Below are 23838 nucleotides of genomic sequence, written 5' to 3' on the forward strand. Positions count from 1 at the left end.
AGGGACAGGGTGCGCAAGCGTTTTACGGGCTAAAACGGAAATAGTGCAATGGTAATTGCTGAATAGTGAAAAACGAGTATGTCATGCATGCTTTTATTGATGATTATTCAATAAAACGTGGTTTTTGTTAGATGGGCTTTTATTTGGCTGGGCTGAAAATGAAAAACCACGCCCTGAGGCGTGGTTTGGTATCAGATAATGTCAATTTCATCAACGGAGGGGTAAATCCAGCTCGGCCGGAACGGCATCGAATCAATGTCATCAAGCTGAGAGACGCCAGAGAGCACCAGAATAGTTTCAAGACCCGCCTGGAAACCGGCCAGAATATCGGTGCGGAGGTTGTCGCCGACAATGACGGTTTCTTCAGAGTGAGCCTGCATTTTGTTCAGTGCGGCACGGATGATCCACGGGCTAGGTTTCCCGACCACAAACGGCTTACGACAAGAGATTTTCTCGATACCGGCGCAGAGCGCACCACATGCCGGATAAAAGCCACGGCCGTGCGTATCCGGGTTGGTGGCGATAAAACGCGCGCCGCTGGCGACAAAGTATGCCGCTTTATGCATCATCTCCCAGTTAAAGGAGCGCGTTTCACCCACGATCACAAAGTCCGGGTTCACATCGGTGATGGTAAAACCGGCTTTGTACAGCTCATGGATCAGCGCACCTTCACCCACCACATAGGCTTTTTTCCCTTCCTGACGTTTCAGAAAATCAGCCGTTGCCATCGCCGAGGTATAAAACACGCTGTCCGGCACGTCGACACCGGCTGTGGCAAAACGGTTCGCCAGATCCTGACCGGTCTGAGAAGGGTAGTTCGTGAGAAGAACCAGAGGCATTCCTTTGTCGATGATGCGGTGAAGAAACTCCGCAGCACCCGGCACAGCAACGTTGTCGTGCATCAGCACGCCGTCGATATCACAAATTACATTCTTAATGGTCATGGACAGTCCGACATCAAAAAAAGAAGGCGTTACTATAAGGTTCGATCAACTTTCCAGCAAATGCTGCAACAGAATGCCGTTGAGCATCGCACGTTTTACCAGCGCGAATGCGCCAATCGCTGAACGATGGTCAAGCTTTGAACGAACAACCGGGAGATTCTGGCGGAATGCTTTCAGCGCCTGGGTATTAATACAGCCTTCAATGGCGGGCAGCAGTACCTTTTCCGCCTCAACAATTTCACCGGCGATCACCACTTTTTGCGGGTTAAACAGGTTAATCGCGATAGCAATGGTTTTACCCAGGTGGCGTCCAACCTGCTCGATCACCTCACAGGCCAGCGCGTCGCCTTTATTGGCGGCTTTACAGATAGTTCCTATCTTGCAATCGTCCAGCGTGACGCGGCTTTGATAACCCTGTTCAAGCAAATGGCGAACACGCTGCTCAATGGCCGTGTTGGCGGCAATGGTCTCAAGACAACCAAAGTTTCCGCAGTGGCAACGTTCGCCAAGCGGCTCGACCTGAATATGGCCGATCTCACCGACATTACCGTTGCGACCAATAAAAATACGCCCATTAGAGATAATGCCTGCACCTGTACCGCGGTGAACGCGCACCAGAATAGAGTCTTCGCAGTCCTGACTGGCACCAAAATAGTGCTCCGCCAGCGCCAGAGAGCGAATGTCATGGCCTACAAAACAGGTCACTTTAAAGCGCTTTTCCAGCGCATCGACCAGCCCCCAGTTTTCAACCTGGATGTGCGGCATATAGCGGATCACGCCGCTTTCCGGGTCGACCAGACCAGGCAGAATCACGGAGATGGCGATGAGTTCACGGATTTTACGCTGACAGCTTTCAATAAACTGCGCGATGGTATTCAGCAGCGCGTGTTCCAGGGTCTCCTGAGTGCGTTCAGGAAGGGGGTAGTGCTCTTCCGCAATGGCTTTGCTGCTCAGATCGTAGAGCGTAAGCGTGGTGTCATGACGGCCAAGGCGGACGCCAATGGCCTGAAAATTACGGGTTTCGGTAATAATAGAGATAGCGCGGCGGCCTCCGGTGGAGGCCTGTTGATCGACTTCTTTGATCAAACCGCGCTCGATGAGCTGGCGGGTAATTTTTGTCACGCTGGCGGGAGCAAGCTGGCTTTGTTCGGCTATCTGAATTCGCGAGATAGGCCCGTGCTGGTCAATCAGACGATAAACCGCCGCACTGTTAAGTTGTTTAACGAGATCGACATTACCTATTTGAGCTTGTCCGCCTGGTGTCATACTTTTACTTACTCAGTGACGACCTCGTTACCATTAACGATGGTCTTAATAATTTTATAATCGTGTGTGAATGCCGTCAGGTTTGCAACCATACCTGGTGCAATTCCGCCAAGCTGTTTATCGACGCCCATTGCGCGCGCCGGATAAAGCGTCGCCATACGCAGCACTTCATCGAGGGCAATACCGCAATGCTCAACCAGGTTGCGTACCCCTTCAATCATGGTCAGGGCAGAACCACTCAGCGTGCCGTTCTCATCCACACACAGTCCATTGCGGTAGTATATTGTTTTACCGGCAAAAATGAACTGCTCAATATTTGCACCTGCTGGCGCGGTGGCATCGGTGACCAGACAAAGCTTGTCACCTTTCAGCCGCTTGGCATTACGAATGTTGGTGTAATCGACATGTAAGCCGTCAGCAATAATACCGCAGTAGACGTCTGGCTCATCCAGAATCGCTCCGACCAGACCCGGTTCACGACCGGTTATATACGGCATTGCGTTGTAGAGGTGCGTGGCGAAGGTAATGCCTGCGCGGAAACCCGCTTTGGCTTCTTTCAGCGTCGCGTTTGAATGACCCGCTGAAACGATAATCCCTGCGGCAGCCAGTTTGCTGATGACATCCGTACCTGTCATTTCAGGCGCCAGCGTCACTTTGGTGATCACATCGGCGTTAGCACACATGTAGTCAACCAGCTCCGCATCAGGTTTACGCACGTAATTCGGGTTATGCGTCCCTTTTTTGACCATATTCAGCCATGGCCCTTCAAGGTGCAGACCCAGCGCCTGATTCGGGTGTTTTGCCAGGTATTCACGCATCACGCGGATGCCCTGTTTCATAAGGTCATCACTGCTGGTGATGAGCGTTGGCAGATAGCTGGTGCAGCCCGATTTCTCGTTGGCTTTTTGCATGATCTCCAGCGTTTCTACCGTCACCGCATCCGCAGTGTCATTGAATTGCACACCGCCACAGCCGTTGAGCTGTACGTCGATGAAACCGGGGGAGATTACTGCTCCATTGAGTGAGCGCTGTTCAATCTCCGGCGGCAGTTCTGCCAGCGGGCAAACACGTTCAATCAGGCCATTAGCGATAACAATCGCATGGTCATCCAGAATATCATGGCCGGTATAAATCCGACCGTGGGTTAAAGCGTACATAACGACCCCCGGTTAAAAAAAGCGGCCGCCTCTTGATGAAGAGGCGGTTATTCAATTACAGACCTTTGATGTTCTCTGCTTCTAATTCGTTGAAGTATTTCAGCGTTTTCACTTTCAGCTCCATCGTGGACGGTTCGTCACAAACGATGACTGATTTCGGATGCAGCTGCAGGCAGCTGATGGTCCACATGTGGTTAACGTTGCCTTCAACGGCAGCCTGGAGCGCCTGCGCTTTCACGCCGCCCAGGACCAGAATCATCACTTCTTCGGCATCCAAAAGGGTGCCTACACCTACGGTCAGGGCGTATTTTGGAACCTGGTTAACGTCACCGTCAAAGAAGCGGGAGTTTGCCACGCGTGTGTCATGGGTCAGCGTTTTAATACGGGTACGGGAAGCCAGAGAAGACGCCGGTTCGTTAAACGCGATATGACCATCATTACCTACACCACCCATAAACAGGTGGATTTTACCGTAGGAACGGATTTTTTCTTCATACTGACGACATTCTGCGTCAATATCAGGCGCGTTTCCATTCAGCAGGTTAATATTTTCAGATGGAATATCAACGTGATCAAAGAAGTTGCGGTGCATAAAGCTATGGTAGCTTTCCGGGTGATCCTTCGGTAAGCCAACATATTCGTCCATATTGAAGGTCACAACATGTTTAAAGCTAACCTGGCCTGCTTTATGCATCTCAACCAGTGCCTTATACGCGGTTAGGGGTGTGCCGCCTGTTGGAAGACCAAGAACGAAAGGACGATCGGCAGTAGGTTTAAATGCGTTAATACGGTTAACGATATGGCGAGCGGCCCATTTACCAACTTGTTCAGCAGTTGCCAGGGGAATCAGTCTCATTGTTCACCTCAAGAGTTAAAGTAGAAGAGTGGGCGGATGGCTATCGGAACCTGAATTAAGCGTAACCTGGAATCTTTCAGGCCGGATCAATCCGTCTTGATTTTTTGAATGATAAAATAAGTTTTCGCAGTTAGCCAGCATAAGGGAGGGTTAATAACGATATTTGGTGACAAAAATCACAAAAAATACGTGTTTAATTTGCGATACGAATTAATTTTTCACACACTCACAATGCCAGTGAATCATCAACTGTATTTATAGTTCGTGACACAATAAAAAACAGAGCTGAGAACATGCCTTAAACGGGGTCTCATAGGGGGAAGAAAGTGAGTATTCTAGGTTATTTACAAAAGGTTGGTCGCGCACTTATGGTGCCGGTCGCCACGCTGCCAGCCGCAGCGATATTAATGGGTGTCGGTTACTGGATTGACCCGGTAAGTTGGGGCGGCGATAACGCTCTGGCGGCACTGTTTATTAAATCGGGCTCCGCCATTATCGATCACATGTCAGTCCTGTTCGCGATTGGTGTGGCTTATGGTATGTCCAAAGATAAAGACGGCGCAGCGGCGCTGACCGGCTTTGTCGGTTTCCTGGTATTAACTACCCTCTGCTCCCCAGCAGCGGTGTCTATGATTCAAAAAATCCCAGCGGATCAAGTTCCTGCCGCATTCGGGAAAATTGAAAACCAGTTCGTTGGTATCCTCGTCGGTATCATCTCTGCTGAACTGTACAACCGCTTCAGCGGCGTAGAGCTGCCAAAAGCGCTGTCCTTCTTCAGCGGTCGTCGTCTGGTGCCTATTCTGACTTCCTTCCTGATGATCGTTGTTGCATTCATCATGATGTACATCTGGCCGGTTATCTTTGACGGTCTGGTGAACTTCGGTGAGCACATTCAGAAGCTGGGTTCCGTCGGTGCGGGCGTATACGCGTTCTTCAACCGTCTGTTGATCCCGGTCGGTTTGCACCACGCGCTGAACTCCGTATTCTGGTTCGATGTTGCCGGTATTAACGATATTCCTAACTTCCTGGGTGGCGCACAGTCCATCGAAGCAGGTAAAGCGGTTGTCGGTATCACTGGTCGTTACCAGGCGGGCTTCTTCCCAATCATGATGTTCGGCCTGCCAGGTGCAGCGCTGGCTATCTACCACTGCGCACGTCCAGAGAACAAAGCGAAAGTCCTGGGTATCATGATGGCGGGTGCATTTGCAGCCTTCTTCACCGGTATCACTGAACCGCTGGAATTCTCCTTCATGTTCGTGGCTCCTGTGCTGTATGTGATCCACGCTGTGCTGACCGGTATCTCTGTGTTCATCGCCGCAAGTATGCAGTGGATTGCCGGTTTCGGCTTCAGTGCGGGTCTGGTGGATATGGTGCTTTCTTCCCGTAACCCGCTGGCAACCCACTGGTGGATGCTGATCCCACAGGGTCTGGTGTTCTTTGCTATCTACTACGTGGTGTTCCGTTTCACTATCACCAAATTCAACCTGATGACCCCAGGTCGTGAACTGGCTGTTGCCGGTAGCGAAGCGGATGGTCAGGACGTGAATGTGAGCGCGGACAAAGACCAGGATGTTGCAGGTCTGGCGCGTCAGTACATCGCCGCTGTCGGCGGTTCTGACAACCTGACCGGTATCGACGCATGTATCACCCGTCTGCGTCTGAACGTAAAAGACTCTTCTCTGGTGAACGAAGCGCTGGCTAAACGCCTGGGTGCATCCGGTGTTATCCGTCTGAACAAAACCAGCGTGCAGATTATCGTTGGGTTCGTGGCAGAAAAAATTGCCAATGCCATGAAAACGACAGGTCCGGTAGCCGCAGCGGAAACGTCTGCAGCTCCAGCCGCTGCGCCAGCTGCCGCAAAACCGCAGGCAGTACCAAATGCTAAAACGATTGCCGCACTGGTTTCCCCAGTGACGGGTGAAGTCGTTGCCATTGAGCAGGTGCCTGACGAAGCCTTCGCCAGCAAAGCGGTCGGTGACGGTGTCGCGGTAAAACCAACGGAAAAAACCGTGGTGTCACCAGCAGCCGGTACCATCGTAAAAATCTTCAATACCAACCATGCGTTCTGCCTCGAAACCGAGAATGGTGCTGAGATCGTTGTCCACATGGGTATTGATACCGTTGCGCTGAACGGCCAGGGCTTTACTCGCCTGGTGGAAGAGGGTGCTGAAGTGGTCGCAGGGCAGCCAATCCTGGAAATGGATCTGGACTTCCTGAACGCCAACGCGCGCTCAATGATTAGTCCGGTCGTTTGCAGCAACATTGATGACTTTAGTGGCCTGGTCATTCAGGCGAAAGGTCAAGTGGTTGCGGGTCAAACGCCACTGTATGAGATTAAAGGCAAGTAATCGCTCCTGAGTAGAGTCATGCCTTAAGCGGCGGGGGATATCCCTCGCCGCTTTTTTTTGCAGCAAATGCCCCCATTATTTTCTTCAGAGCCGTTTTAAGGGTTGTCACTACGTCCGGCTTATAAGATCATATGCCGTTATACGTTGTTTACGCTTTGAGGAATCCACGATGAGTGAGGCAGAAGCCCGCCCGAGTAACTTTATTCGTCAGATCATCGATGAAGATCTGGCCAGTGGTAAGCACACCACAATTCATACGCGTTTCCCGCCGGAGCCGAATGGTTACCTGCATATTGGTCACGCGAAATCTATCTGCCTGAACTTTGGCATTGCCCAGGACTACCAGGGGCAGTGCAACCTGCGTTTCGATGACACCAACCCAGTAAAAGAAGACATCGAATACGTTGAGTCCATCAAGAACGACGTGCAATGGCTGGGCTTTAACTGGTCTGGCGACATCTGCTACTCCTCTGACTATTTTGATCAGCTGTATGCCTATGCGGTAGAGCTGATTAACAAAGGTCTGGCGTACGTCGACGAGCTGTCTGCCGATGAGATCCGTGAATACCGCGGCTCGCTGACCGCGCCTGGTAAAAACAGCCCGTACCGCGATCGCAGCGTGGAAGAGAACCTGGCGCTGTTTGAAAAAATGCGTGCCGGTGGCTTCGAAGAAGGCAAAGCCTGTCTGCGTGCCAAAATTGACATGGCATCTCCGTTCATCGTGATGCGTGACCCGGTGCTGTACCGCATTAAGTTTGCGGAACACCACCAGACGGGTAACAAGTGGTGCATCTACCCGATGTACGACTTCACCCACTGCATCAGCGATGCGCTGGAAGGCATTACTCACTCTCTGTGTACGCTGGAGTTCCAGGACAACCGTCGTCTGTACGACTGGGTACTGGATAACATCACTATCCCTGTGCATCCACGTCAGTACGAGTTCTCTCGTCTGAATCTGGAATACACCGTGATGTCCAAGCGTAAGCTGAACCTGCTGGTGACCGACAAGCACGTTGAAGGCTGGGACGATCCGCGTATGCCGACTATCTCTGGTCTGCGTCGTCGTGGTTACACCGCCGCTTCTATTCGTGAGTTCTGCAAACGCATCGGTGTGACTAAGCAGGATAACACCATTGAAATGGCGTCTCTGGAATCCTGCATTCGTGAAGATCTCAACGAAAACGCACCGCGCGCAATGGCAGTCATCGATCCAGTGAAACTGGTTATCGAAAACTACCCGCAGGGTGAAAGCGAGCTGGTGTCCATGCCTAACCATCCGAATAAACCGGAAATGGGTAGCCGCGACGTACCGTTCAGCGCTGAAATCTGGATCGATCGTGCTGACTTCCGCGAAGAAGCGAACAAGCAGTACAAGCGTCTGGTATTGGGTAAAGAGGTGCGTCTGCGTAATGCTTACGTCATCAAGGCTGAGCGCGTAGAGAAAGATGCTGAAGGCAATATCACCACCATCTTCTGTTCTTATGATGCTGAAACCCTGAGCAAAGATCCGGCTGATGGCCGTAAAGTGAAAGGCGTTATCCATTGGGTAAGTGCTGCACACGCGCTGCCTGTTGAAATTCGCCTGTACGATCGTCTGTTCAGTGTCCCTAACCCTGGTGCTGCCGAAGACTTCCTGGCGACGATCAACCCGGAATCTCTGGTAATTAAACAGGGTTATGCCGAGCCGTCTTTAAAAGCGGCCGAAGCGGGTAAAGCGTTCCAGTTCGAACGCGAAGGTTACTTCTGCCTGGATAGCCGTTACAGCACGGCGGAAAAACCGGTGTTTAACCGTACCGTTGGTCTGCGTGACACCTGGGCTAAGATCGGCGAATAATATTGCCATTCTGGTCAATGAGAGACAAACGCCGCGATAAGCGGCGTTTTTTTATTTAACGATCAGACTATTAAGGCACAGCACAAATAAGATGTTCGTGAAATTGAGGTCAATGAGGTGCTACTTATTTTACTCAAAAAAAGTTTCAATATTTACTAATAACCTTAAGGACAAAAAATACGCAGAATAAACGGTCGGTACTCCCTCAAAATACGCGTTATTCCCTGTAAATCCTCGCATTGGCACAGATGTTACAAATCACTACCAATTATGTGCACTTCGTCATAATCCTGACTTTTGCTCGCTGAAAAGCATTGATAATTCGCGTCGCGAAAAATAACCTAAAGGCGGTAGTTAATTCGAGGGTATTTCTAACTACCCCTGACCATTAGGTCTTTTATATTTTTCGCCGTTTAAGGCGTTTTAATTCGTCAAAGAGGAATAATCTATGCGTACGTTCAGTGGCAAACGTAGTGCGCTGGCGCTGGCTATTGCCGGTGTGACAGCAATGTCGGGCCTGGTGATTGCACCAGAGGCGAAGGCAGCAGGTTTTATTGATGATTCAACCCTCACGGGGGGGATTTACTACTGGCAGCGTGAACGTGACCGTAAAGACGTCACTGAAGACAAATACAAAACCAACCTTTCTCACTCCACCTGGAACGCCAATCTGGATTTCCAGTCTGGTTATGCTGCCGATATGTTCGGTCTGGATATTGCGGCATTCACGGCAATTGAAATGGCGGAAAACGGCGACAGCGCCCACCCGAACGAAATCGCATTCTCCTCCAGTAATAAAGCCTATAAAGAAGACTGGTCCGGAGATAAAAGCGGTATCAGCCTGTACAAGGCAGCAGCGAAATTCAAATACGGTCCGGTATGGGCGCGCGGCGGTTATATTCAGCCAACCGGTCAGACTCTGTTAGCACCACACTGGAGCTTTATGCCGGGTACTTACCAGGGCGCGGAAGCGGGTGCCAACTTTGATTACGGTGATGCAGGTGCGTTGAGCTTCTCCTATATGTGGACCAACGAGTACAAAGCACCATGGCACATTGAAATGGACAAGTTCTACCAGAACGATAAGAAAACCAAAGTAGATTATCTCCATTCACTGGGTGCTAAATACGACTTTAAAAACGACCTGGTACTTGAGGCGGCATTTGGCCAGGCTCAAGGTTACGTCGATCAGTACTTTGCCAAGGCCAGCTATAAATTTGATATCGCGGGCAGTCCGTTGAGCACCAGCTACCAGTTCTACGGTACGCGCGACAAAGTCAGTAATGGTGGCGTCAACGATATCTATGACGGCACCGCGTGGTTGCAGGCTCTCACCTTCGGCTACAAAGTCGGACAGGTTGATTTGCGTCTGGAAGGCACATGGGTGAAGGCGGAAGGGCAGCAGGGGTACTTCCTGCAGCGTATGACCCCAACCTATGCATCGTCTAACGGTCGTCTTGATATCTGGTGGGATAACCGCTCTGACTTCAACGCCGACGGCGAAAAAGCGGTGTTCTTCGGCGCGATGTATGACCTGAAAAACTGGAACCTGCCTGGCTGGGCGGTGGGTGCATCTTACGCTTATGCCTGGGATGCAAAACCTGCAGATATGGCTACACCGGACGCTTACTACGATCCAAACTATCGCCTGAAAGAGTCTTCTTACAGCCTGGATGCTATCTACACCCTGCAGGACGGCCGCGCGAAAGGCACGATGTTCAAACTGCACTTCACCCAGTATGACAACCACTCCGACATTCCGAGCTACGCAGGCGGTTACGGCAACATCTTCCAGGATGAGCGTGACGTGAAATTCATGGTTATCGCTCCATTCACTATCTTCTAATGGAGACAGAACATGATGAAAAACATCGTAATCGTCGCGTTGCTGGCTGCGGGGCTGGCGGGGTGTGCGCAGGAGCTGGCACCGAAAGAGGACTCGCGTCTTAAAGAGGCGTATAGCGCCTGCATTAACACAGCGGAAGGTTCACCGGAGAAGATCGAAGCCTGTCAGAGCGTGCTGAATGTGCTGAAGAAAGAGAAGGCACATGAGCAGTTCGCCACACAGGAAAACGTTCGCGTGATGGATTACCAGGCCTGTATTCAGGCACGTAAAACCGGAAACGATCAGGAAGTGGCGAAGCGTTGCGACCAGATCTGGAAAGAGATTCGCAGTAACAACAGCAAATAATTCTCTGTCATCATGCCCGGTAGCACAGCGCTACCGGGCTTTTTTGCGTCAAATAACAGGCAAAAAAAAGCCAACCTCGCGGCTGGCTCAGAGTATGAAAGCTTGAGTTATTTAGCGTCGTGCGCGTGATCGTCTTCGCGGCAATCACCTTCAGCACAGTGACCATACAGGTACAGGCTGTGGTTGGTCAGGCGGATGCCATGACGAGCCGCGATTTCACGCTGGCGCGCTTCGATGGAGTCATCGCTAAATTCAATGACCTTGCCACAGTCGAGGCAGATCAGGTGATCGTGGTGCTGTTGCTGGGTCAGTTCGAATACAGATTTACCGCCTTCGAAATTATGACGGGTAACAATGCCCGCGTCATCAAACTGGTTCAGCACGCGATAGACGGTAGCGAGCCCAATTTCTTCGCCCATGTCAATAAGACGTTTATAAAGGTCTTCCGCACTGACATGGTGATTGTCTGGACCCTGAAGCACTTCAAGGATTTTTAACCGAGGAAGCGTAACTTTCAGGCCAGCCTTCTTTAATGCGGTATTGTTGTCAGTCATGCGGAATCTGTCCTGTTGCTAAACGATTCACTTCTGTAGGAAGTGACAGAAAATGCACCTTGGATAATGCGTCTCATTATAGAACTGCCATGTCTAAATGAAAACAGCAAGTCTCAGGCAAAATATGCTTATAAAAATGGGGTATCACCAACAAACTTGCTCAATGGAAACCACATTTTTCAGGGAGACATTGTACAGGTCTGGGCGAAAAAGTTAAAAGATTGTAGCAATTAATTTAATCGGTTTGACCTGGGGCGTGGCGCAACCGCAGTTGCGCCACGATAAAAATCAGGCGTTCAGAATATCATCCAGGTGCAGTTCTTCACGGATCTGCTTAACCCACTTCTCAACACGCTCTGCGGTCAGTTCAGGCTGGCGGTCTTCGTCGATGGCCAGACCCACGAAGTGATCGTCATCAGCCAGGCCTTTAGAGGCTTCGAAGTGGTAACCCGCCGTTGGCCAGTGGCCTACGATAACCGCGCCATTTGGCTCAATGATGTCGCGGATGGTACCCAGCGCATCACAGAAATATTCTGCGTAGTCTTCCTGATCGCCACAGCCAAAAAGGGCAACCAGCTTGCCGTTGAAATCAACTTCTTCCAGCGTCGGGAAGAAATCATCCCAGTCACACTGGGCTTCACCGTAGTACCAGGTTGGAATACCTAGCAGCAGAATGTCATAGCCTTCGAGATCTTCTTTGCTGCTCTTGGCGATGTCATGCACATCAGCAACGTCTTTACCGAGCTGTTTTTGAATGTTTTTTGCGATATTTTCGGTATTGCCGGTATCACTGCCGAAGAAAATGCCGATGATTGCCATGAGTAAAATAACCTCTTGAAACTTAATAGTATGGTGGCGCAATTCGGCCACGGATAAGGGCAATAATAGCAGAACTGGCAACCCTGCGGAAACAGCTATCGCGCAGGACTGCACTCTGTGCTACATGAAAAGGGCGATAAAGGGGATTTTCAGACTTATGCCTGGCTGCGTAACGTCTCAAGCTGGACGAGCAACATCTCTTCAATGAGTTCGCTGCGGCTAATATTTCGCGCGTCAGCCAGCTCGTTAAGCGCATCGACGGCGTCGGCGTTGAGCTTCAGTTCGACACGCTTAAGCCCACGATTTTTATCGCGTTTAAGCTGATTGCGTTTATTGATACGCAGCTGTTCATCGCGCGAAAGCGGATTCGTTTTCGGTCGTCCCGGGCGACGCTCATTCGCGAACAGATCTAGTGTCGTACGGTCCGTTTGTTCTTTGGCCATGATTCTGAGACTTCGGGGGAAACACGCCGCCCTGCTAATGCCCGGGCGATAAGCGCGCCATCATACATCACCAAAAACGGCACGCCAACGACTGGAAGCCTGCAGCCTTCCAGTCGCTCTCTTTTTAATCAATTTGCAGTATCAGCAAGATAGCGGTGAATGGCGCGCAATACGGCGTCAGGTTTTTCCGCGTGAACCCAGTGTCCGGCCCCGGCGATAACATGAGCACGAGCCTGCGGGAATTGCGCCAGCAATGCGTCGCGGTACGCGTCGGTGACGTAAGGCGAGTTGACGCCACGAATAAAGAGGGTAGGGTGTGGCCAGGCAGGTACCGTTTCCCAGCCTACGATATTGTTGTACTGCTCCCAGAGCACCGGCACGTTAAAACGCCATTGTCCGTCAACGAATGACTTCAGCAGGAACTGCACGACACCTTCTTCATCAAGATGCTCACGCATGACGGCAGCCGCTTGTTGACGAGTCGTGGCTCTTGCCTTTGTTACCGCGTTGATCGCCGCGAAAATTTCGTCATGGCGTCGAACGTCGTAATCCACCGGAGCAACATCGATTACCACCAGACCCTGAATTCTCTCAGGTGCCAGCGCCGTCAGGGCCATTACCGCTTTGCCGCCCATTGAATGCCCGATGAGGGTGACCTTTTGCAGGTTGTTGGCATCCAGCGTATCCAGCAGATCCTGCGCCATTGCCGCGTAGGTCATCTCTTCTGAGCGCCCTGAAAGACCGTGATTGCGCATGTCGACTTGCAAAATGTCGTGATCGATAACCAGATCGCGCGCCAGCACGCCCAGGTTATCCAGGCTGCCAAAAAGTCCGTGAACCAGTACGATGGGAGAATTATTGTTCGTCGATTGTGCAGTTTGCGCTCGGGTATTCAATTTCATGGCAAAGTTCTTTTTTTACGTATGTCAGGTTAGGGTATCATGTTGACCATTCTGCCGCCCGGCTGCAAGGTTCCAGTTTAATCTGACTTTTGCCGCCAACCTGGTTTGACGCTATCCGCTGTTGGGATTTGACCTTATAATCCCAATGACTTGTATTCAGATAAGATATCGCACTGGATTAAGATGAAAACAATCGAAGTTGATGACGAACTCTATCAGTATATTGCCAGCCAGACGCGGCATATCGGGGAGAGTGCGTCCGACATTTTACGGCGCATGCTTAAAATTTCCGCCGCTTCACAGCCTGTCACCCCAGTTACCAAAGATGTCGTGTCTCAGCAGAGCGTTGTTGCACAAGCAAAACCTGCCGTGACACCGGCAAAAGATAAAGTACGGGCGATGCGCGAGCTGCTGCTGTCCGATGAATATGCGGAGCAAAAAAAGGCGGTTAACCGCTTTATGCTGGTGCTGTCTACACTCTACTCACTGGATAACAAAGCGTTTGCTGAAGCGACCGAGTCGCTGCACGGTCGTACTCGCGTCTATTTCGCGGGTGACGAGCAAACGCTGCTGCAAAATGGCAATCAAACCAAACCCAAACATGTCCCTGGCACTCCGTACTGGGTGATCACCAATACCAATACGGGCCGCAAGTGCAGCATGATTGAACACATCATGCAGTCTATGCAGTTCCCGGCGGAATTGATTGAAAAGGTTTGCGGTACAATTTAACCCTTGCATCAGAAGGACCCGGTAATGGCAAATCACAGCCGTGCAGGCCAACCTGCACAACAAAGCGATTTGATTAATGTCGCTCAGCTGACCGCGCAGTATTACGTTCTGAAGCCGGTTGTGGGCAATGCAGAACACGCCGTGAAGTTTGGTACATCTGGTCACCGCGGTAGCGCGGCGCGCCATAGCTTTAACGAACCGCACATTCTGGCCATTGCTCAGGCCATTGCGGAAGAGCGCGCCAAAAATGGCGTTACTGGTCTATGCTATGTGGGAAAAGATACCCATGCTTTGTCTGAGCCGGCATTCATTTCTGTCCTGGAAGTGCTGGCCGCAAACGGCGTTGATGTGATTATTCAGGAGAATAACGGATTCACGCCAACGCCTGCGGTGTCTAACGCCATTCTTGTGCACAACAAGAAAGGGGGCGCGCTGGCTGACGGGATCGTTATCACGCCATCCCACAACCCGCCGGAAGATGGTGGTATCAAATACAACCCGCCTAATGGCGGCCCGGCTGATACTAACGTCACCAAAGTGGTGGAAGATCGTGCTAACGCCCTGTTAGCCGATGGCCTGAAAGGTGTGAAACGTATTTCTCTGGATGCTGCGATGGCATCTGGTCATGTGAAAGAGCTGGATCTGGTGCAGCCGTTTATTGAAGGGCTGGCGGATATCGTCGACATGGCGGCGATTCAGAAAGCCGGTCTGAAGCTGGGTGTGGATCCGCTCGGTGGCTCCGGTATTGAATACTGGAAACGCATTGCTGAGCATTACAAGCTGGATCTGACCATCGTGAACGATCACGTCGATCAGACCTTCCGCTTCATGCACCTGGATAAAGACGGCGCAATCCGTATGGACTGCTCCTCTGAATGTGCGATGGCGGGCCTGCTGGCGCTGCGCGACAAATTCGATCTGGCATTTGCCAACGACCCGGATTACGACCGTCATGGTATCGTCACCCCGGCAGGGCTGATGAACCCGAACCATTACCTGGCGGTAGCGATTAACTACCTGTTCCAGCACCGTCCGCAGTGGGGCAAAGAGGTTGCTGTGGGCAAAACGCTGGTCTCCTCTGCGATGATCGACCGTGTGGTCGACGCGCTGGGCCGCAAGCTGGTGGAAGTGCCGGTGGGCTTCAAATGGTTCGTTGACGGTCTGCACGACGGCAGCTTCGGTTTTGGCGGTGAAGAGAGCGCCGGGGCATCTTTCCTGCGTTTCGACGGCACGCCATGGTCAACCGATAAAGACGGCATCATTATGTGCCTGCTGGCGGCGGAAATTACCGCTGTCACCGGTAAAAACCCGCAGGAACACTACAATGAGCTGGCTGCACGCTTTGGTGCACCAAGCTATAACCGTATTCAGGCATCGGCGACTTCAGCTCAGAAAGCCGCCCTGTCCAAACTCTCTCCGGAGATGGTCAGTGCGAGCACGCTGGCTGGCGACCCGATCACTGCACGCCTGACGGCTGCACCGGGTAATGGAGCCTCTATTGGCGGCCTGAAAGTGATGACTGAAAACGGCTGGTTCGCCGCGCGTCCATCCGGTACCGAAGATGCGTACAAGATCTATTGCGAAAGCTTCCTCGGCGCTGAACATCGTCAGCAGATTGAGAAAGAAGCGGTAGAGATTGTCAGTGAAGTGTTGAAAAACGCGTAAGAATGAAAAAGGGAGCCGAATGGCTCCTTTTTTTTAGCTGTGCTTATTCTTTAACTCGAACCGTGGTGACACCAGACCGTACAGCGTCCAGCCCATAAAGGTGACCATTGCGCCGTAAAGCATCGCTTCCTGGCCGGATGAGTAGAGCGCATAGAAGCTGTAGATTGCCCCAATCAGCGCCACGATATTGGCCGCCCGCGCTTTGCGTGGGTCCACCTTCGCCACCTTCTGAATAATCACCAGCGCCGCCATCGACAGAATATACGGAATGATGTTCGTCACGACCGCCAGGTTAACCAGCACGTTGAACTGGCTGTTCAGCGACGGGCTAATGGTCATCAGCGATAATCCACTCTGGAAGATGACAATCGCCAGCATGCCCTGCACCGGTGCATCCGCTTTGGTGACGCGGGAGAAGATTTTCGGGAAGTACCCTTCGTCAGCCGAGGATTTAAAGACCTGAGCGATGGTGAACTGCCAGCCGAGGAGTGAACCGCAGCAGGACATCACCATCAGGCCCATGATCACTTTCCCGACTTCCGGGGTGAACATCTGCGCAAAGGCCAGACCAAACGGCGCCGTAGAGTTAGCCAGATCCATGTTTGGCACAATCCCGGCAATCACGTTAGTCGAGACGATATAGATCACCGCCGCGCCCAGCGTTCCGCCGAGGACCGCAATCGGGACGTTTTTCTCAGGGTTCTCAACCACTTCCGCATTCGCGCAGGCAGATTCCAGACCGAGGAAGGCCCAAAGCGTCATGGCAATGGAAGAACCCACTGCGGTAAAGAACGGTACATGGTGAGGGTTCCAGGAGTTCGCGTACAAGGTCGGGCTGAACCAGAACCAGCCGATGATGCACAGGCCAACAACCGGGATAATCACGCCCCAGACGGTGATGCTGCTGAGCTGTCCGGTGATACGCGCGCCGCCAAAGTTAGCCACGGTGCAGATCCACAGCACACCGATGGTCGCCAGCCCAATTTGTACCGGGCTCAGCGTGGCACCAAACAGCTCCGTACCGTAACCCACGGCGGAAATGGCAATCGCCACGTTAGCGATCAGCAATGACACACCATAGGTATAGTTGGCCATAAAGTTGCCTGACTTACCAAAGGCGTATTCTGCATAGCCCCCCATCCCGCCTGACTTGCGGCTGAACATCCCGCATTTGGCAAAGGCCCATGCCAGGGCCATTGACCCTACGGCGGTCACCAGCCAGGAGATAATCGAAATGGTTCCCACTTCTGCAAGCTTGGTCGGCAGCATGATGATCCCTGACCCCATCATGTTAACCATGGTGAGGATGGTCAGCTGCACCACGCCCATTTTGTTGGATTTACTCATAATTTCTCTCCTTTCAGCAGTGCAGGCTGAGCGGTGGGTTGTTTGATGACGTTGCAGCGAACCTCTTTGCGCCCTTCACACTCCTCGACATACACGCCCTGCAGTTCCGGTGCGAAGCCAGGCAGAAGGTTGATGCCTTCTTCCAGTGCGGCAAAGTAGCGCAGTACGGAACCGCCCCAGACTTCCCCTGGGACAACACACAACACTCCTGGTGGATAAGGGAGTGCGCCTTCGGCAGCGATGCGACCTTCCGCGTCGCGCAGGGACACCAGTTCAACTTCACCGCGCAGATAGGCGTAGTTCGCATCTTGTGGATTCATCATCACGCGTGGGAAGTGGGATTTGCGGAACATCTCTTTTTGCAGCTGTTTCACGTTGTGACGGGCATACAGGTCATGCATCTCCTGGCAAATCTGGCGCAGGGTGTAATCTGCGTAACGCTCAGGATGTTGTTTGTAAAGAGAAGGCAGGACGTCTTTCAGCGGAACATCGCTCTCGAGCAGTTTTTCGAAGCGCACCAGCTGTGCCACCAGTTGTTGCAGTTTGCCCATATCCTCTGCTGGGGTGAGCAGGAACAGGATCGAGTTGAGGTCACATTTCTCCGGCACAATGCCGTTTTCACGCAGGAAGTTGGCAAGGATTGTGGCAGGTACCCCGAAATCCTCATACTCGCCGGTACGCGCGTTAATGCCTGGCGTGGTCAGCAGCAGTTTGCACGGGTCGATAAAATATTGATGTTCGGCGTAGCCCTCAAAAGCATGCCAGTTCTCACCGGGAACAAAATGGAAGAAGCGCAGATCGGTAGCGATTTCCGACGTCTCCCAGCTTTCCCACGGACGACCATCCACCATATCTGGCACGAATGGACGCAGATACTGGCAATTCTGCAGGATCAGCTTACGCGCTTCGATACCGGTGACCACGCAGTCCATCCACATGTTGCGGCCACTCTGGCCTTCATGCATGCGGGCGTTGATATCCAGTGCGGCAAACAGCGGATAGAACGGGCTGGTGGAGGCGTGCATCATAAAGGCATTATTCAGACGCTTGTGGGGCACATAGCGCTGTTGACCTTTAATGTGGCTGTCTTTCTTGTGGATCTGCGAGGTTTGCGAGAAGCCAGCCTGTTGTTTATGCACGGACTGGGTCACCAGAATGCCCGGGTCGTTTTCGTTCAGTTCCAGCAGCAGTGGAGAGCAGTCGGCCATCATCGGAATAAACTGCTCGTAACCTACCCAGGCTGAGTCAAACAGGATGTAGTCACACAGAGGGCCAATCTTATCTACCACCTGACGAGCGTTATAAATGGTGCCATCGTAAGTACCTAGCTGGATTACCGCCAGGCGGAACGGACGTGCATCACGCGCTCTGCCTGGTGCGACTTCTGATACCAGCTCGCGCAGATAACTCTCTTCAAAGCAGTGGGCGTCAATACCCCCGATAAAGCCGTACGGGTTACGCGCGGTTTCCAGATAGACCGGTGTTGCACCTGCCTGGAGGAGGGCACCGTGATGGTTCGATTTATGGTTGTTACGGTCAAACAGGACCAGGTCGCCAGGAGTGAGCAGGGCGTTAAGCACTACTTTGTTGGATGATGACGTTCCATTCAGCACGAAGTAGGTCTTATCGGCATTAAAGACTTTCGCCGCATGTTGCTGCGCAATGCACGGCGCACCTTCATGGATCAGCAGATCGCCCATCGCCACGTCGGCGTTGCACAGATCGGAACGGAAGAGCGTTTCACCAAAGAAATCGACAAACTGATTACCGGCAGGATGGCGGCGGAAGAACTGGCCGCCCTGATGCCCCGGGCAGTCAAAGGCGCTGTTACCCTGTTTCACGTAGTCGACCAGGGCGCGGAAAAACGGCGGTCGCAACTGGGTTTCATACTTCTGGGCCGCCGCTTCCAGTTGACGTCCATAAAAGTCGTTGCTGGTGTCTGAGTGTTCGAAAACGCCGTGAATGCGCGATAAGTAGTCTGCCGGGATGATCTCTTCTTTGTGCGTTGCGACAAAAACAGGAATGCCAAACCCGGTGGCTTCTATTTCTTCCAGAATGCCGCTGGAAATATCGCTGACCGCCAGAACAATAGCGGCAACATCAATATAATCAGAGGCTCTGACATCCACGAGTTCACGCTGAGTGGTAAAGCAATCAGGGCATGCACGGCTGGCTGCGATTTTTAAATTTTTCATCTTTATCTCTTTATTTTAGGTAATAGAAGTCCCTCGATTCTTTGTAAAAAAGAAATCGATAATTTCCCGGAAAAAAAGCAAAGGGTGACCGCTGATTAAAATCAGTGAGTTGCTTTTTGATGATTGAAATTCAGTCTGCCCGGTTGCAGATGCGTCTGAATTAAGATGAATAAGCGCACGGGTTCACAGGCAATTGCCTGTAAATAAATGAGTTTCAGGATGACCTGTAAGCGGGTGCGCCAGAAGTCGAAGGACTACCGGGCATTAAAGAGATGAAAGTCAAAGCAGTTTCGGTGGGCAAACATCATGATATGTGTTGTCCGCCTTATATGGGGCATTAAACGATTGTTGTTTTCCATGTTTCATTTTCCTTTCAGTAATTGAAAGCATGGTCATTTTATCCAGGAAAGGGCTATGAACTGTGAAGAAGATCACCATTAACCGATCAAATCAGAAATAAATATTCGTTTTTGATGAATATCGCAGATCAAAATGCTGATTTGTTGGTGATGCGTTAATGGGTTGTGTTATTAATGTTTTGAATGGGCAAAAATAAGACGGAAAAATAACCATCGGGTTATTTTCAGAATATTTAATAAGTGAGCTTAGTTTTATTTATAAATAAAAATGAATAGTTATTCAAAGCATAAACCGATAACCGATACCGGTTTCAGTTAATAAATGACGAGGGCGAGCGGGGTCGACTTCGAGTTTCTGACGAAGGTGTCCCATATATATGCGTAAATAGTGACTATGCTCCACGGCATTTGGCCCCCATACCTGGTTCAGTAGCTGGCGTTGGGTGAGCACCTTCCCGTGGTTATTGAGCAACACGGCAAGCAGTCGAAATTCTATTGGGGTGAGATGGATCTCCTCCTCACCACGCACAATGCGCCGGGCGGCAAGGTCAACCTGGATATCACCAAACGTGTACGTGGGATCGGCGGGCGTGGTGGCGCTGTGACGACGCAGCGCCACGCGAAGGCGAGCCTGTAGCTCGCCAATGCCGAAAGGTTTAATCAGATAGTCATCCGCTCCGGCGTCCAGCGCCGCGATTTTATCCGTCTCTTCAGTACGTGCTGAAAGCACCAGAATCGGCATCTGGCTCCACTGGCGGACTTCACGGATAAAATCAATACCGTCACCATCCGGCAGACCAAGGTCGAGGATCACCAGGTCCGGCTTGCGTGTGGCGGCTTCAATTAAACCCCGTTGGAGCGTACCCGCATCATGAACGCGCAGGCCATCTCCTTCCAGCGCAGCGCGCAGAAAGCGGCTAATGGCGATCTCATCTTCAACAATCAGAACGTTGATCACAAATCCTCTGGTAATTCATTAAGTTCCGGCGGGGTTTCCAGAGGAAGTGTAACACAAAAACGCGCGCCTCCATCCGGACGGTTCTCTGCGGAAATGGTCCCGCCATGGACATCAATAATCGCCTGGCAAATGGCCAGACCCAGCCCAACCCCCGGAATGGCCGACTCCTTATTGCCACGCGCGAATTTTTCGAAAATGGCCAGCTCTTGTCCGGCAGGAATACCTGGCCCGGTATCCCAGACTTCAAGGCGAAGCGTCTGATCTTCCACCGTTGCATCGACCCCAATCTGGGCGCTGGATCCTGCATACTTACCGGCATTTTCCAGCAGGTTGATCAGCACCCGTTCAAACAGCGGACCATCAACGTGAATTAAGGTAAGCGGTTCAGGCATGTTCAACGCAATATGGCGCCCGCCAAGGCCTGGCTCCAGCATTTTCAGCGCGCTGCCAACTACCTCTTCGAGCGTGAGCCACTCTTTTTTGAGGTTAAATCCGCCTGACTGAATACGCGCCATATCAAGCAGATTATTCACCAGGCGCGTGGTATTCAGTACATGCTGGCGGATCTCGCTGGCCTGAAGAGCATGTTTAGAGCCTTCTGCCGCCAAATCCAGGGTCAGGATTTCTGACTGACCAAACAGGACGGTGAGTGGGGTCCGCAGATCGTGAGAGAGCGCCGCAAGCAATGAGTTACGAATACTCTCACGCTCGCTTGCCAGACGCGCCTGTTCTTCGCTGGCAGTCAGCGCCAGCCGTTCGAGCGCGCTGGCAACCAGCAGCGTAAAGGTTTCCAGCAGTCGTTGCTGCTCAGGGATCATCAGTTGACGCAGATTTGACGGCTCAACGATAACCAGCCCCTGGTTTTTATCTGCACTGCGCAGCGGCAAAATTTGATAAGGCACGCCGGGCAGGGTGTCTGTCCCCGCGCCCGCCGGTAAACCCTTGTCAAAGCTCCAGCGCGCGATGGCTTCGTCCCAGGGCGTCATGCCTGTGGCCGACGTCAGTGGGCGCAGCTTGCCGTGTTCGTCCGGGAGTAAAATCAGGTTGCTGGCATGAAACGTCGAGCGGATAAACTGCTCGCTGGTCTGCACGATATCCAGCGGCGTGCGACCCACCGCCAGCGATTTCGACATCTCATAGAGATGACGCGTGCGTTGTTCGCGATAACGGGCAATACGCGCCTGATAGCGCACGCCCGCCGTCAGATTACCGATCACCAGCCCGACGGTGAGCATCACGGCGAAGGTGAGTATGTACTGTACGTCCGAAACGGCAAGCGTTCCGCGGGGGGCAATAAAGAACAGATCGAAGCTGATAACGTTGATAACCGTCGCCAGTACCGACGGCCAGCGTCCGTAAAAGAGTGCCACAACCACCACGCCAAGGAGGTAGACCATCACCAGGTTGGCGGCATCAAACGCAATCAGCCACTGGCTGGCAATCACGGTAATCAGGGCGCAAAGCACGACGGCGACAAAGCAACCGCGAAGCTGAATGCGCCATTTATCGCTAAAGGTGCGGCTGTCTGGCGCGCGAGTCGGTAAGGGGGTGGGTTTGTCATCCAGTGCAACGATCACCAGATCCAAATCAGGCGCGCGGCGAGCCAGTTTGTCAGCAAAAGATTCGCGGCTAAACCAGCGACGGTGCTGGCGACGACCAATCACAATCTTCCCCAGGTTATGTTCGCGCGCGTAGCGCAGAATAGCTTTATCTTCCTGAGGATCGGAAAGGGTCGCCGTTTCCGCGCCCAGCTCCTGGGCCAGGCGCAGCGAACTCAGAATTGCCCGGCGTTGGTTTTCTGGTAGCGCGTGTAGCTGCGGCGTTTCGACATACACCGCATGCCAGACGCTGCCAAATTTGGCCGCAAGGCGAGCGGCGGTGCGGACAAGTTTTTCATTGCCGCTGCCGTGACCAATACACAGGAGGATGGCATCCCGCGTATGCCAGACGCGTTCCTGGCCTTGCAGATCACGCCAGGCACGCATCTGATCGTCAACACGGTCAGCAGTTCGGCGTAAAGCCAGTTCGCGCAGGGCAATCAGGTTGCCTTTGCGAAAGAAATGTTCGATGGCGCGCTCGGCCTGGCCGGCGATATAGACTTTGCCTTCGTGCAGACGCTGGCGCAAATCATCAGGCGGAAGGTCGACCAGCACCACCTCGTCCGCGGAATCGAAGAAGGGGTCAGGCACCGTCTCGCGCACCTGAATGCCGGTCACGCCGCTCACCACGTCGTTCAGGCTTTCGAGATGCTGAACGTTAACCGTCGTGAAAACGTCAATACCGGCTTCAAGTAACTCTTCAACGTCCTGCCAGCGTTTTGGATGGCGTGAGCCTGGCGCATTGCTGTGCGCCAGTTCGTCCATCAGGATAAGCGCGGGACGACGGGCGAGGGCGGCATCGAGATCGAATTCGGTGACTAACCGACCACGATGGCTGATGCGTCGGGGCGGCTGCGTGGCCAGCCCCTTCAGCAGCGACGCCGTCTCTTTACGTCCGTGGGTTTCTACCACGCCGATCAGTATATCGAGCCCCTGCGCCCGAAGCCGCTGGGCTTCTGTCAGCATGGCGAAGGTTTTCCCGACGCCCGCGCAGGCGCCGAAGAAGATTTTCAATTTGCCACGATGGGCTTCAGCCGTCTGTTCTAGCAGCCTGTCCGGATCCGGGCGCATGGGCTCGTCGGTCATTTAGTTTTTCCTTAGCGCGTCCAGCGCCAGATTCAGCTCAACAATATTTACCACAGGCATGCCGATGAAGCCGACCAGCGGCTTTTGCGTGTGCTCTGCAACCAGCTGGCTGACCTGCTCGACGGTCAACTGACGGGCGGCGGCGACGCGCGGGATCTGCCATGCCACTGCTGCTGGCGTCAGGCTGTAGTCCAGCCCGCTGGCAGAGGCCGTCACCAGTTCCACGGGAACCTCGCGGCTGGCCTGAGGATTGGCGCTGCGCAGAGCTGCCACGCGTTCAGCGACGGCTTTGTCCAGCTCTGGGTTGCTGCCTGCCAGGTTGCTGCCACCGGAAGCCATCGGATTATACGGGCTTTCGGCAGTGGCGGAAGGGCGTCCCTGGAAGTAACGGGCATCCGTAAAGTTCTGTCCAATCAGGCGCGAACCGCGGTTTTCACCGTTTTGCATAATCAGCGAGCCATTGGCCTGATCCTTAAACCACCACTGGCCCAGCGCGGTGGTCACCAGCGGATACAGCCCGCCAGTAATCAGAGACAGCAGAATAAACAGAAGTATAGCGGGGCGTAACATCGTCATTTGAT

The 23838-nt window shown here is 52.6% G+C and carries 20 protein-coding genes and 1 pseudogene; 6 read left to right on the forward strand and 15 right to left on the reverse strand.

The genetic code is table 11. The annotated features are described in order from the left end of the window. Positions 1-191: 191 nt before the first annotated feature. Genes nagD through nagB form a run of 4 tightly spaced genes read right to left on the reverse strand, consistent with a single transcriptional unit; the run spans position 192 to position 4223 of the window. Positions 192-944, reverse strand: a complete 753-nt coding sequence (nagD, locus tag LCD46_05875; GenBank protein UOY71847.1) for a ribonucleotide monophosphatase NagD — start codon at positions 942-944, stop codon at positions 192-194. 45 nt (positions 945-989) lie between these two features. Further along, a complete protein-coding gene (locus LCD46_05880) occupies positions 990-2210 on the reverse strand; it encodes an ROK family transcriptional regulator (protein UOY71848.1) in 1221 nt (406 codons plus the stop codon). 8 nt (positions 2211-2218) lie between these two features. Then, positions 2219-3367: an N-acetylglucosamine-6-phosphate deacetylase gene (gene nagA / locus LCD46_05885; GenBank protein ID UOY71849.1), complete on the reverse strand. Its 1149-nt coding sequence runs from the start codon at positions 3365-3367 to the stop codon at positions 2219-2221. Between the two features lie 55 nt (positions 3368-3422). Further along, entirely contained in the window at positions 3423-4223 is an 801-nt protein-coding gene (gene nagB, locus LCD46_05890) for a glucosamine-6-phosphate deaminase (protein UOY71850.1), read from the reverse strand. Between the two features lie 326 nt (positions 4224-4549). Between nagB and nagE the strand changes: the two genes are divergently transcribed. Then, a complete protein-coding gene (gene nagE / locus LCD46_05895) occupies positions 4550-6571 on the forward strand; it encodes an N-acetylglucosamine-specific PTS transporter subunit IIBC (GenBank protein ID UOY71851.1) in 2022 nt (673 codons plus the stop codon). A gap of 169 nt (positions 6572-6740) precedes the next feature. Then, complete coding sequence (gene glnS / locus LCD46_05900) at positions 6741-8408, forward strand: glutamine--tRNA ligase (GenBank protein UOY71852.1); 1668 nt, start codon at positions 6741-6743, stop codon at positions 8406-8408. A 271-nt stretch (positions 8409-8679) separates the two neighbouring features. Here glnS and LCD46_05905 read toward each other — a convergent pair. Beyond that, positions 8680-8769 (reverse strand): annotated as a pseudogene (locus LCD46_05905) (methionine synthase). Between the two features lie 87 nt (positions 8770-8856). Here LCD46_05905 and chiP point away from each other — a divergent pair. Both chiP and LCD46_05915 read left to right on the forward strand, forming a co-directional pair. After that, positions 8857-10254 (forward strand): chitoporin, encoded by a 1398-nt coding sequence (chiP, locus tag LCD46_05910; protein ID UOY71853.1) that lies wholly within the window; start codon positions 8857-8859, stop codon positions 10252-10254. A gap of 15 nt (positions 10255-10269) precedes the next feature. Next, entirely contained in the window at positions 10270-10599 is a 330-nt protein-coding gene (locus tag LCD46_05915) for a hypothetical protein (protein ID UOY72900.1), read from the forward strand. A gap of 107 nt (positions 10600-10706) precedes the next feature. On the opposite strand, the gene fur is transcribed toward LCD46_05915, so the two are convergent. From fur to ybfF, 4 genes are all read right to left on the reverse strand, one after another. Continuing rightward, on the reverse strand, positions 10707-11153 hold the full coding sequence (gene fur, locus LCD46_05920; protein ID UOY71854.1) for a ferric iron uptake transcriptional regulator: 447 nt from the start codon (positions 11151-11153) through the stop codon (positions 10707-10709). A gap of 288 nt (positions 11154-11441) precedes the next feature. Further along, positions 11442-11972: a flavodoxin FldA gene (gene fldA, locus LCD46_05925; protein UOY71855.1), complete on the reverse strand. Its 531-nt coding sequence runs from the start codon at positions 11970-11972 to the stop codon at positions 11442-11444. Between the two features lie 155 nt (positions 11973-12127). Further along, positions 12128-12415 (reverse strand): LexA regulated protein, encoded by a 288-nt coding sequence (ybfE, locus tag LCD46_05930; protein ID UOY71856.1) that lies wholly within the window; start codon positions 12413-12415, stop codon positions 12128-12130. Positions 12416-12543: 128 nt separating this feature from the next. After that, positions 12544-13317, reverse strand: coding sequence for an esterase (gene ybfF / locus LCD46_05935; GenBank protein UOY71857.1), 774 nt, complete (start codon positions 13315-13317; stop codon positions 12544-12546). 183 nt (positions 13318-13500) lie between these two features. Here ybfF and seqA point away from each other — a divergent pair, with 183 nt between their 5' ends. Both seqA and pgm read left to right on the forward strand, forming a co-directional pair. Then, positions 13501-14049 (forward strand): replication initiation negative regulator SeqA, encoded by a 549-nt coding sequence (gene seqA, locus LCD46_05940; GenBank protein UOY71858.1) that lies wholly within the window; start codon positions 13501-13503, stop codon positions 14047-14049. A 24-nt stretch (positions 14050-14073) separates the two neighbouring features. Then, positions 14074-15714: a phosphoglucomutase (alpha-D-glucose-1,6-bisphosphate-dependent) gene (pgm, locus tag LCD46_05945; protein UOY71859.1), complete on the forward strand. Its 1641-nt coding sequence runs from the start codon at positions 14074-14076 to the stop codon at positions 15712-15714. Positions 15715-15747: 33 nt separating this feature from the next. Here the strand turns inward: pgm and potE are convergent, their stop codons facing one another. From potE to kdpC, 6 genes are all read right to left on the reverse strand, one after another. Further along, positions 15748-17061 carry a putrescine-ornithine antiporter gene (gene potE / locus LCD46_05950; protein ID UOY71860.1) on the reverse strand — a complete coding sequence of 438 codons (1314 nt, stop codon included), beginning with the start codon at positions 17059-17061 and terminating at the stop codon, positions 15748-15750. Continuing rightward, entirely contained in the window at positions 17058-19256 is a 2199-nt protein-coding gene (gene speF, locus LCD46_05955) for an ornithine decarboxylase SpeF (GenBank protein UOY71861.1), read from the reverse strand. The genes potE and speF overlap by 4 nt, the downstream gene beginning before the upstream one ends. A 254-nt stretch (positions 19257-19510) precedes the next feature. Then, positions 19511-19615, reverse strand: coding sequence for a leader peptide SpeFL (speFL, locus tag LCD46_05960; GenBank protein UOY71862.1), 105 nt, complete (start codon positions 19613-19615; stop codon positions 19511-19513). Positions 19616-19895: 280 nt separating this feature from the next. Then, on the reverse strand, positions 19896-20573 hold the full coding sequence (kdpE, locus tag LCD46_05965) for a two-component system response regulator KdpE (GenBank protein ID UOY71863.1): 678 nt from the start codon (positions 20571-20573) through the stop codon (positions 19896-19898). Beyond that, complete coding sequence (gene kdpD / locus LCD46_05970; GenBank protein UOY71864.1) at positions 20570-23257, reverse strand: two-component system sensor histidine kinase KdpD; 2688 nt, start codon at positions 23255-23257, stop codon at positions 20570-20572. Before kdpD ends, kdpE begins: the two co-directional genes overlap by 4 nt. After that, positions 23258-23833 (reverse strand): potassium-transporting ATPase subunit KdpC, encoded by a 576-nt coding sequence (kdpC, locus tag LCD46_05975; protein ID UOY71865.1) that lies wholly within the window; start codon positions 23831-23833, stop codon positions 23258-23260. Positions 23834-23838: the final 5 nt, after the last annotated feature.

The sequence above is a fragment of the Enterobacter ludwigii genome (genome assembly GCA_023023105.1).
GTDB classification, from domain to species: Bacteria; Pseudomonadota; Gammaproteobacteria; order Enterobacterales; family Enterobacteriaceae; genus Enterobacter; species Enterobacter adelaidei.

Excerpts from the sequence above, each read along its gene's own strand:
- nagD (UOY71847.1), bottom strand. The coding sequence starts at position 944 with ATGACCATTAAGAATGTAATTTGTGATATCGACGGCGTGCTGATGCAC.
- LCD46_05880 (UOY71848.1), bottom strand. The coding sequence starts at position 2,210 with ATGACACCAGGCGGACAAGCTCAAATAGGTAATGTCGATCTCGTTAAA.
- kdpD (UOY71864.1), bottom strand. The coding sequence starts at position 23,257 with ATGACCGACGAGCCCATGCGCCCGGATCCGGACAGGCTGCTAGAACAG.
- potE (UOY71860.1), bottom strand. The coding sequence starts at position 17,061 with ATGAGTAAATCCAACAAAATGGGCGTGGTGCAGCTGACCATCCTCACC.
- LCD46_05915 (UOY72900.1), top strand. The coding sequence starts at position 10,270 with ATGAAAAACATCGTAATCGTCGCGTTGCTGGCTGCGGGGCTGGCGGGG.
- kdpC (UOY71865.1), bottom strand. The coding sequence starts at position 23,833 with ATGACGATGTTACGCCCCGCTATACTTCTGTTTATTCTGCTGTCTCTG.
- speFL (UOY71862.1), bottom strand. The coding sequence starts at position 19,615 with ATGGAAAACAACAATCGTTTAATGCCCCATATAAGGCGGACAACACAT.
- nagA (UOY71849.1), bottom strand. The coding sequence starts at position 3,367 with ATGTACGCTTTAACCCACGGTCGGATTTATACCGGCCATGATATTCTG.
- fur (UOY71854.1), bottom strand. The coding sequence starts at position 11,153 with ATGACTGACAACAATACCGCATTAAAGAAGGCTGGCCTGAAAGTTACG.
- chiP (UOY71853.1), top strand. The coding sequence starts at position 8,857 with ATGCGTACGTTCAGTGGCAAACGTAGTGCGCTGGCGCTGGCTATTGCC.
- glnS (UOY71852.1), top strand. The coding sequence starts at position 6,741 with ATGAGTGAGGCAGAAGCCCGCCCGAGTAACTTTATTCGTCAGATCATC.
- fldA (UOY71855.1), bottom strand. The coding sequence starts at position 11,972 with ATGGCAATCATCGGCATTTTCTTCGGCAGTGATACCGGCAATACCGAA.
- nagB (UOY71850.1), bottom strand. The coding sequence starts at position 4,223 with ATGAGACTGATTCCCCTGGCAACTGCTGAACAAGTTGGTAAATGGGCC.
- ybfF (UOY71857.1), bottom strand. The coding sequence starts at position 13,317 with ATGAAATTGAATACCCGAGCGCAAACTGCACAATCGACGAACAATAAT.
- seqA (UOY71858.1), top strand. The coding sequence starts at position 13,501 with ATGAAAACAATCGAAGTTGATGACGAACTCTATCAGTATATTGCCAGC.
- ybfE (UOY71856.1), bottom strand. The coding sequence starts at position 12,415 with ATGGCCAAAGAACAAACGGACCGTACGACACTAGATCTGTTCGCGAAT.
- pgm (UOY71859.1), top strand. The coding sequence starts at position 14,074 with ATGGCAAATCACAGCCGTGCAGGCCAACCTGCACAACAAAGCGATTTG.
- speF (UOY71861.1), bottom strand. The coding sequence starts at position 19,256 with ATGAAAAATTTAAAAATCGCAGCCAGCCGTGCATGCCCTGATTGCTTT.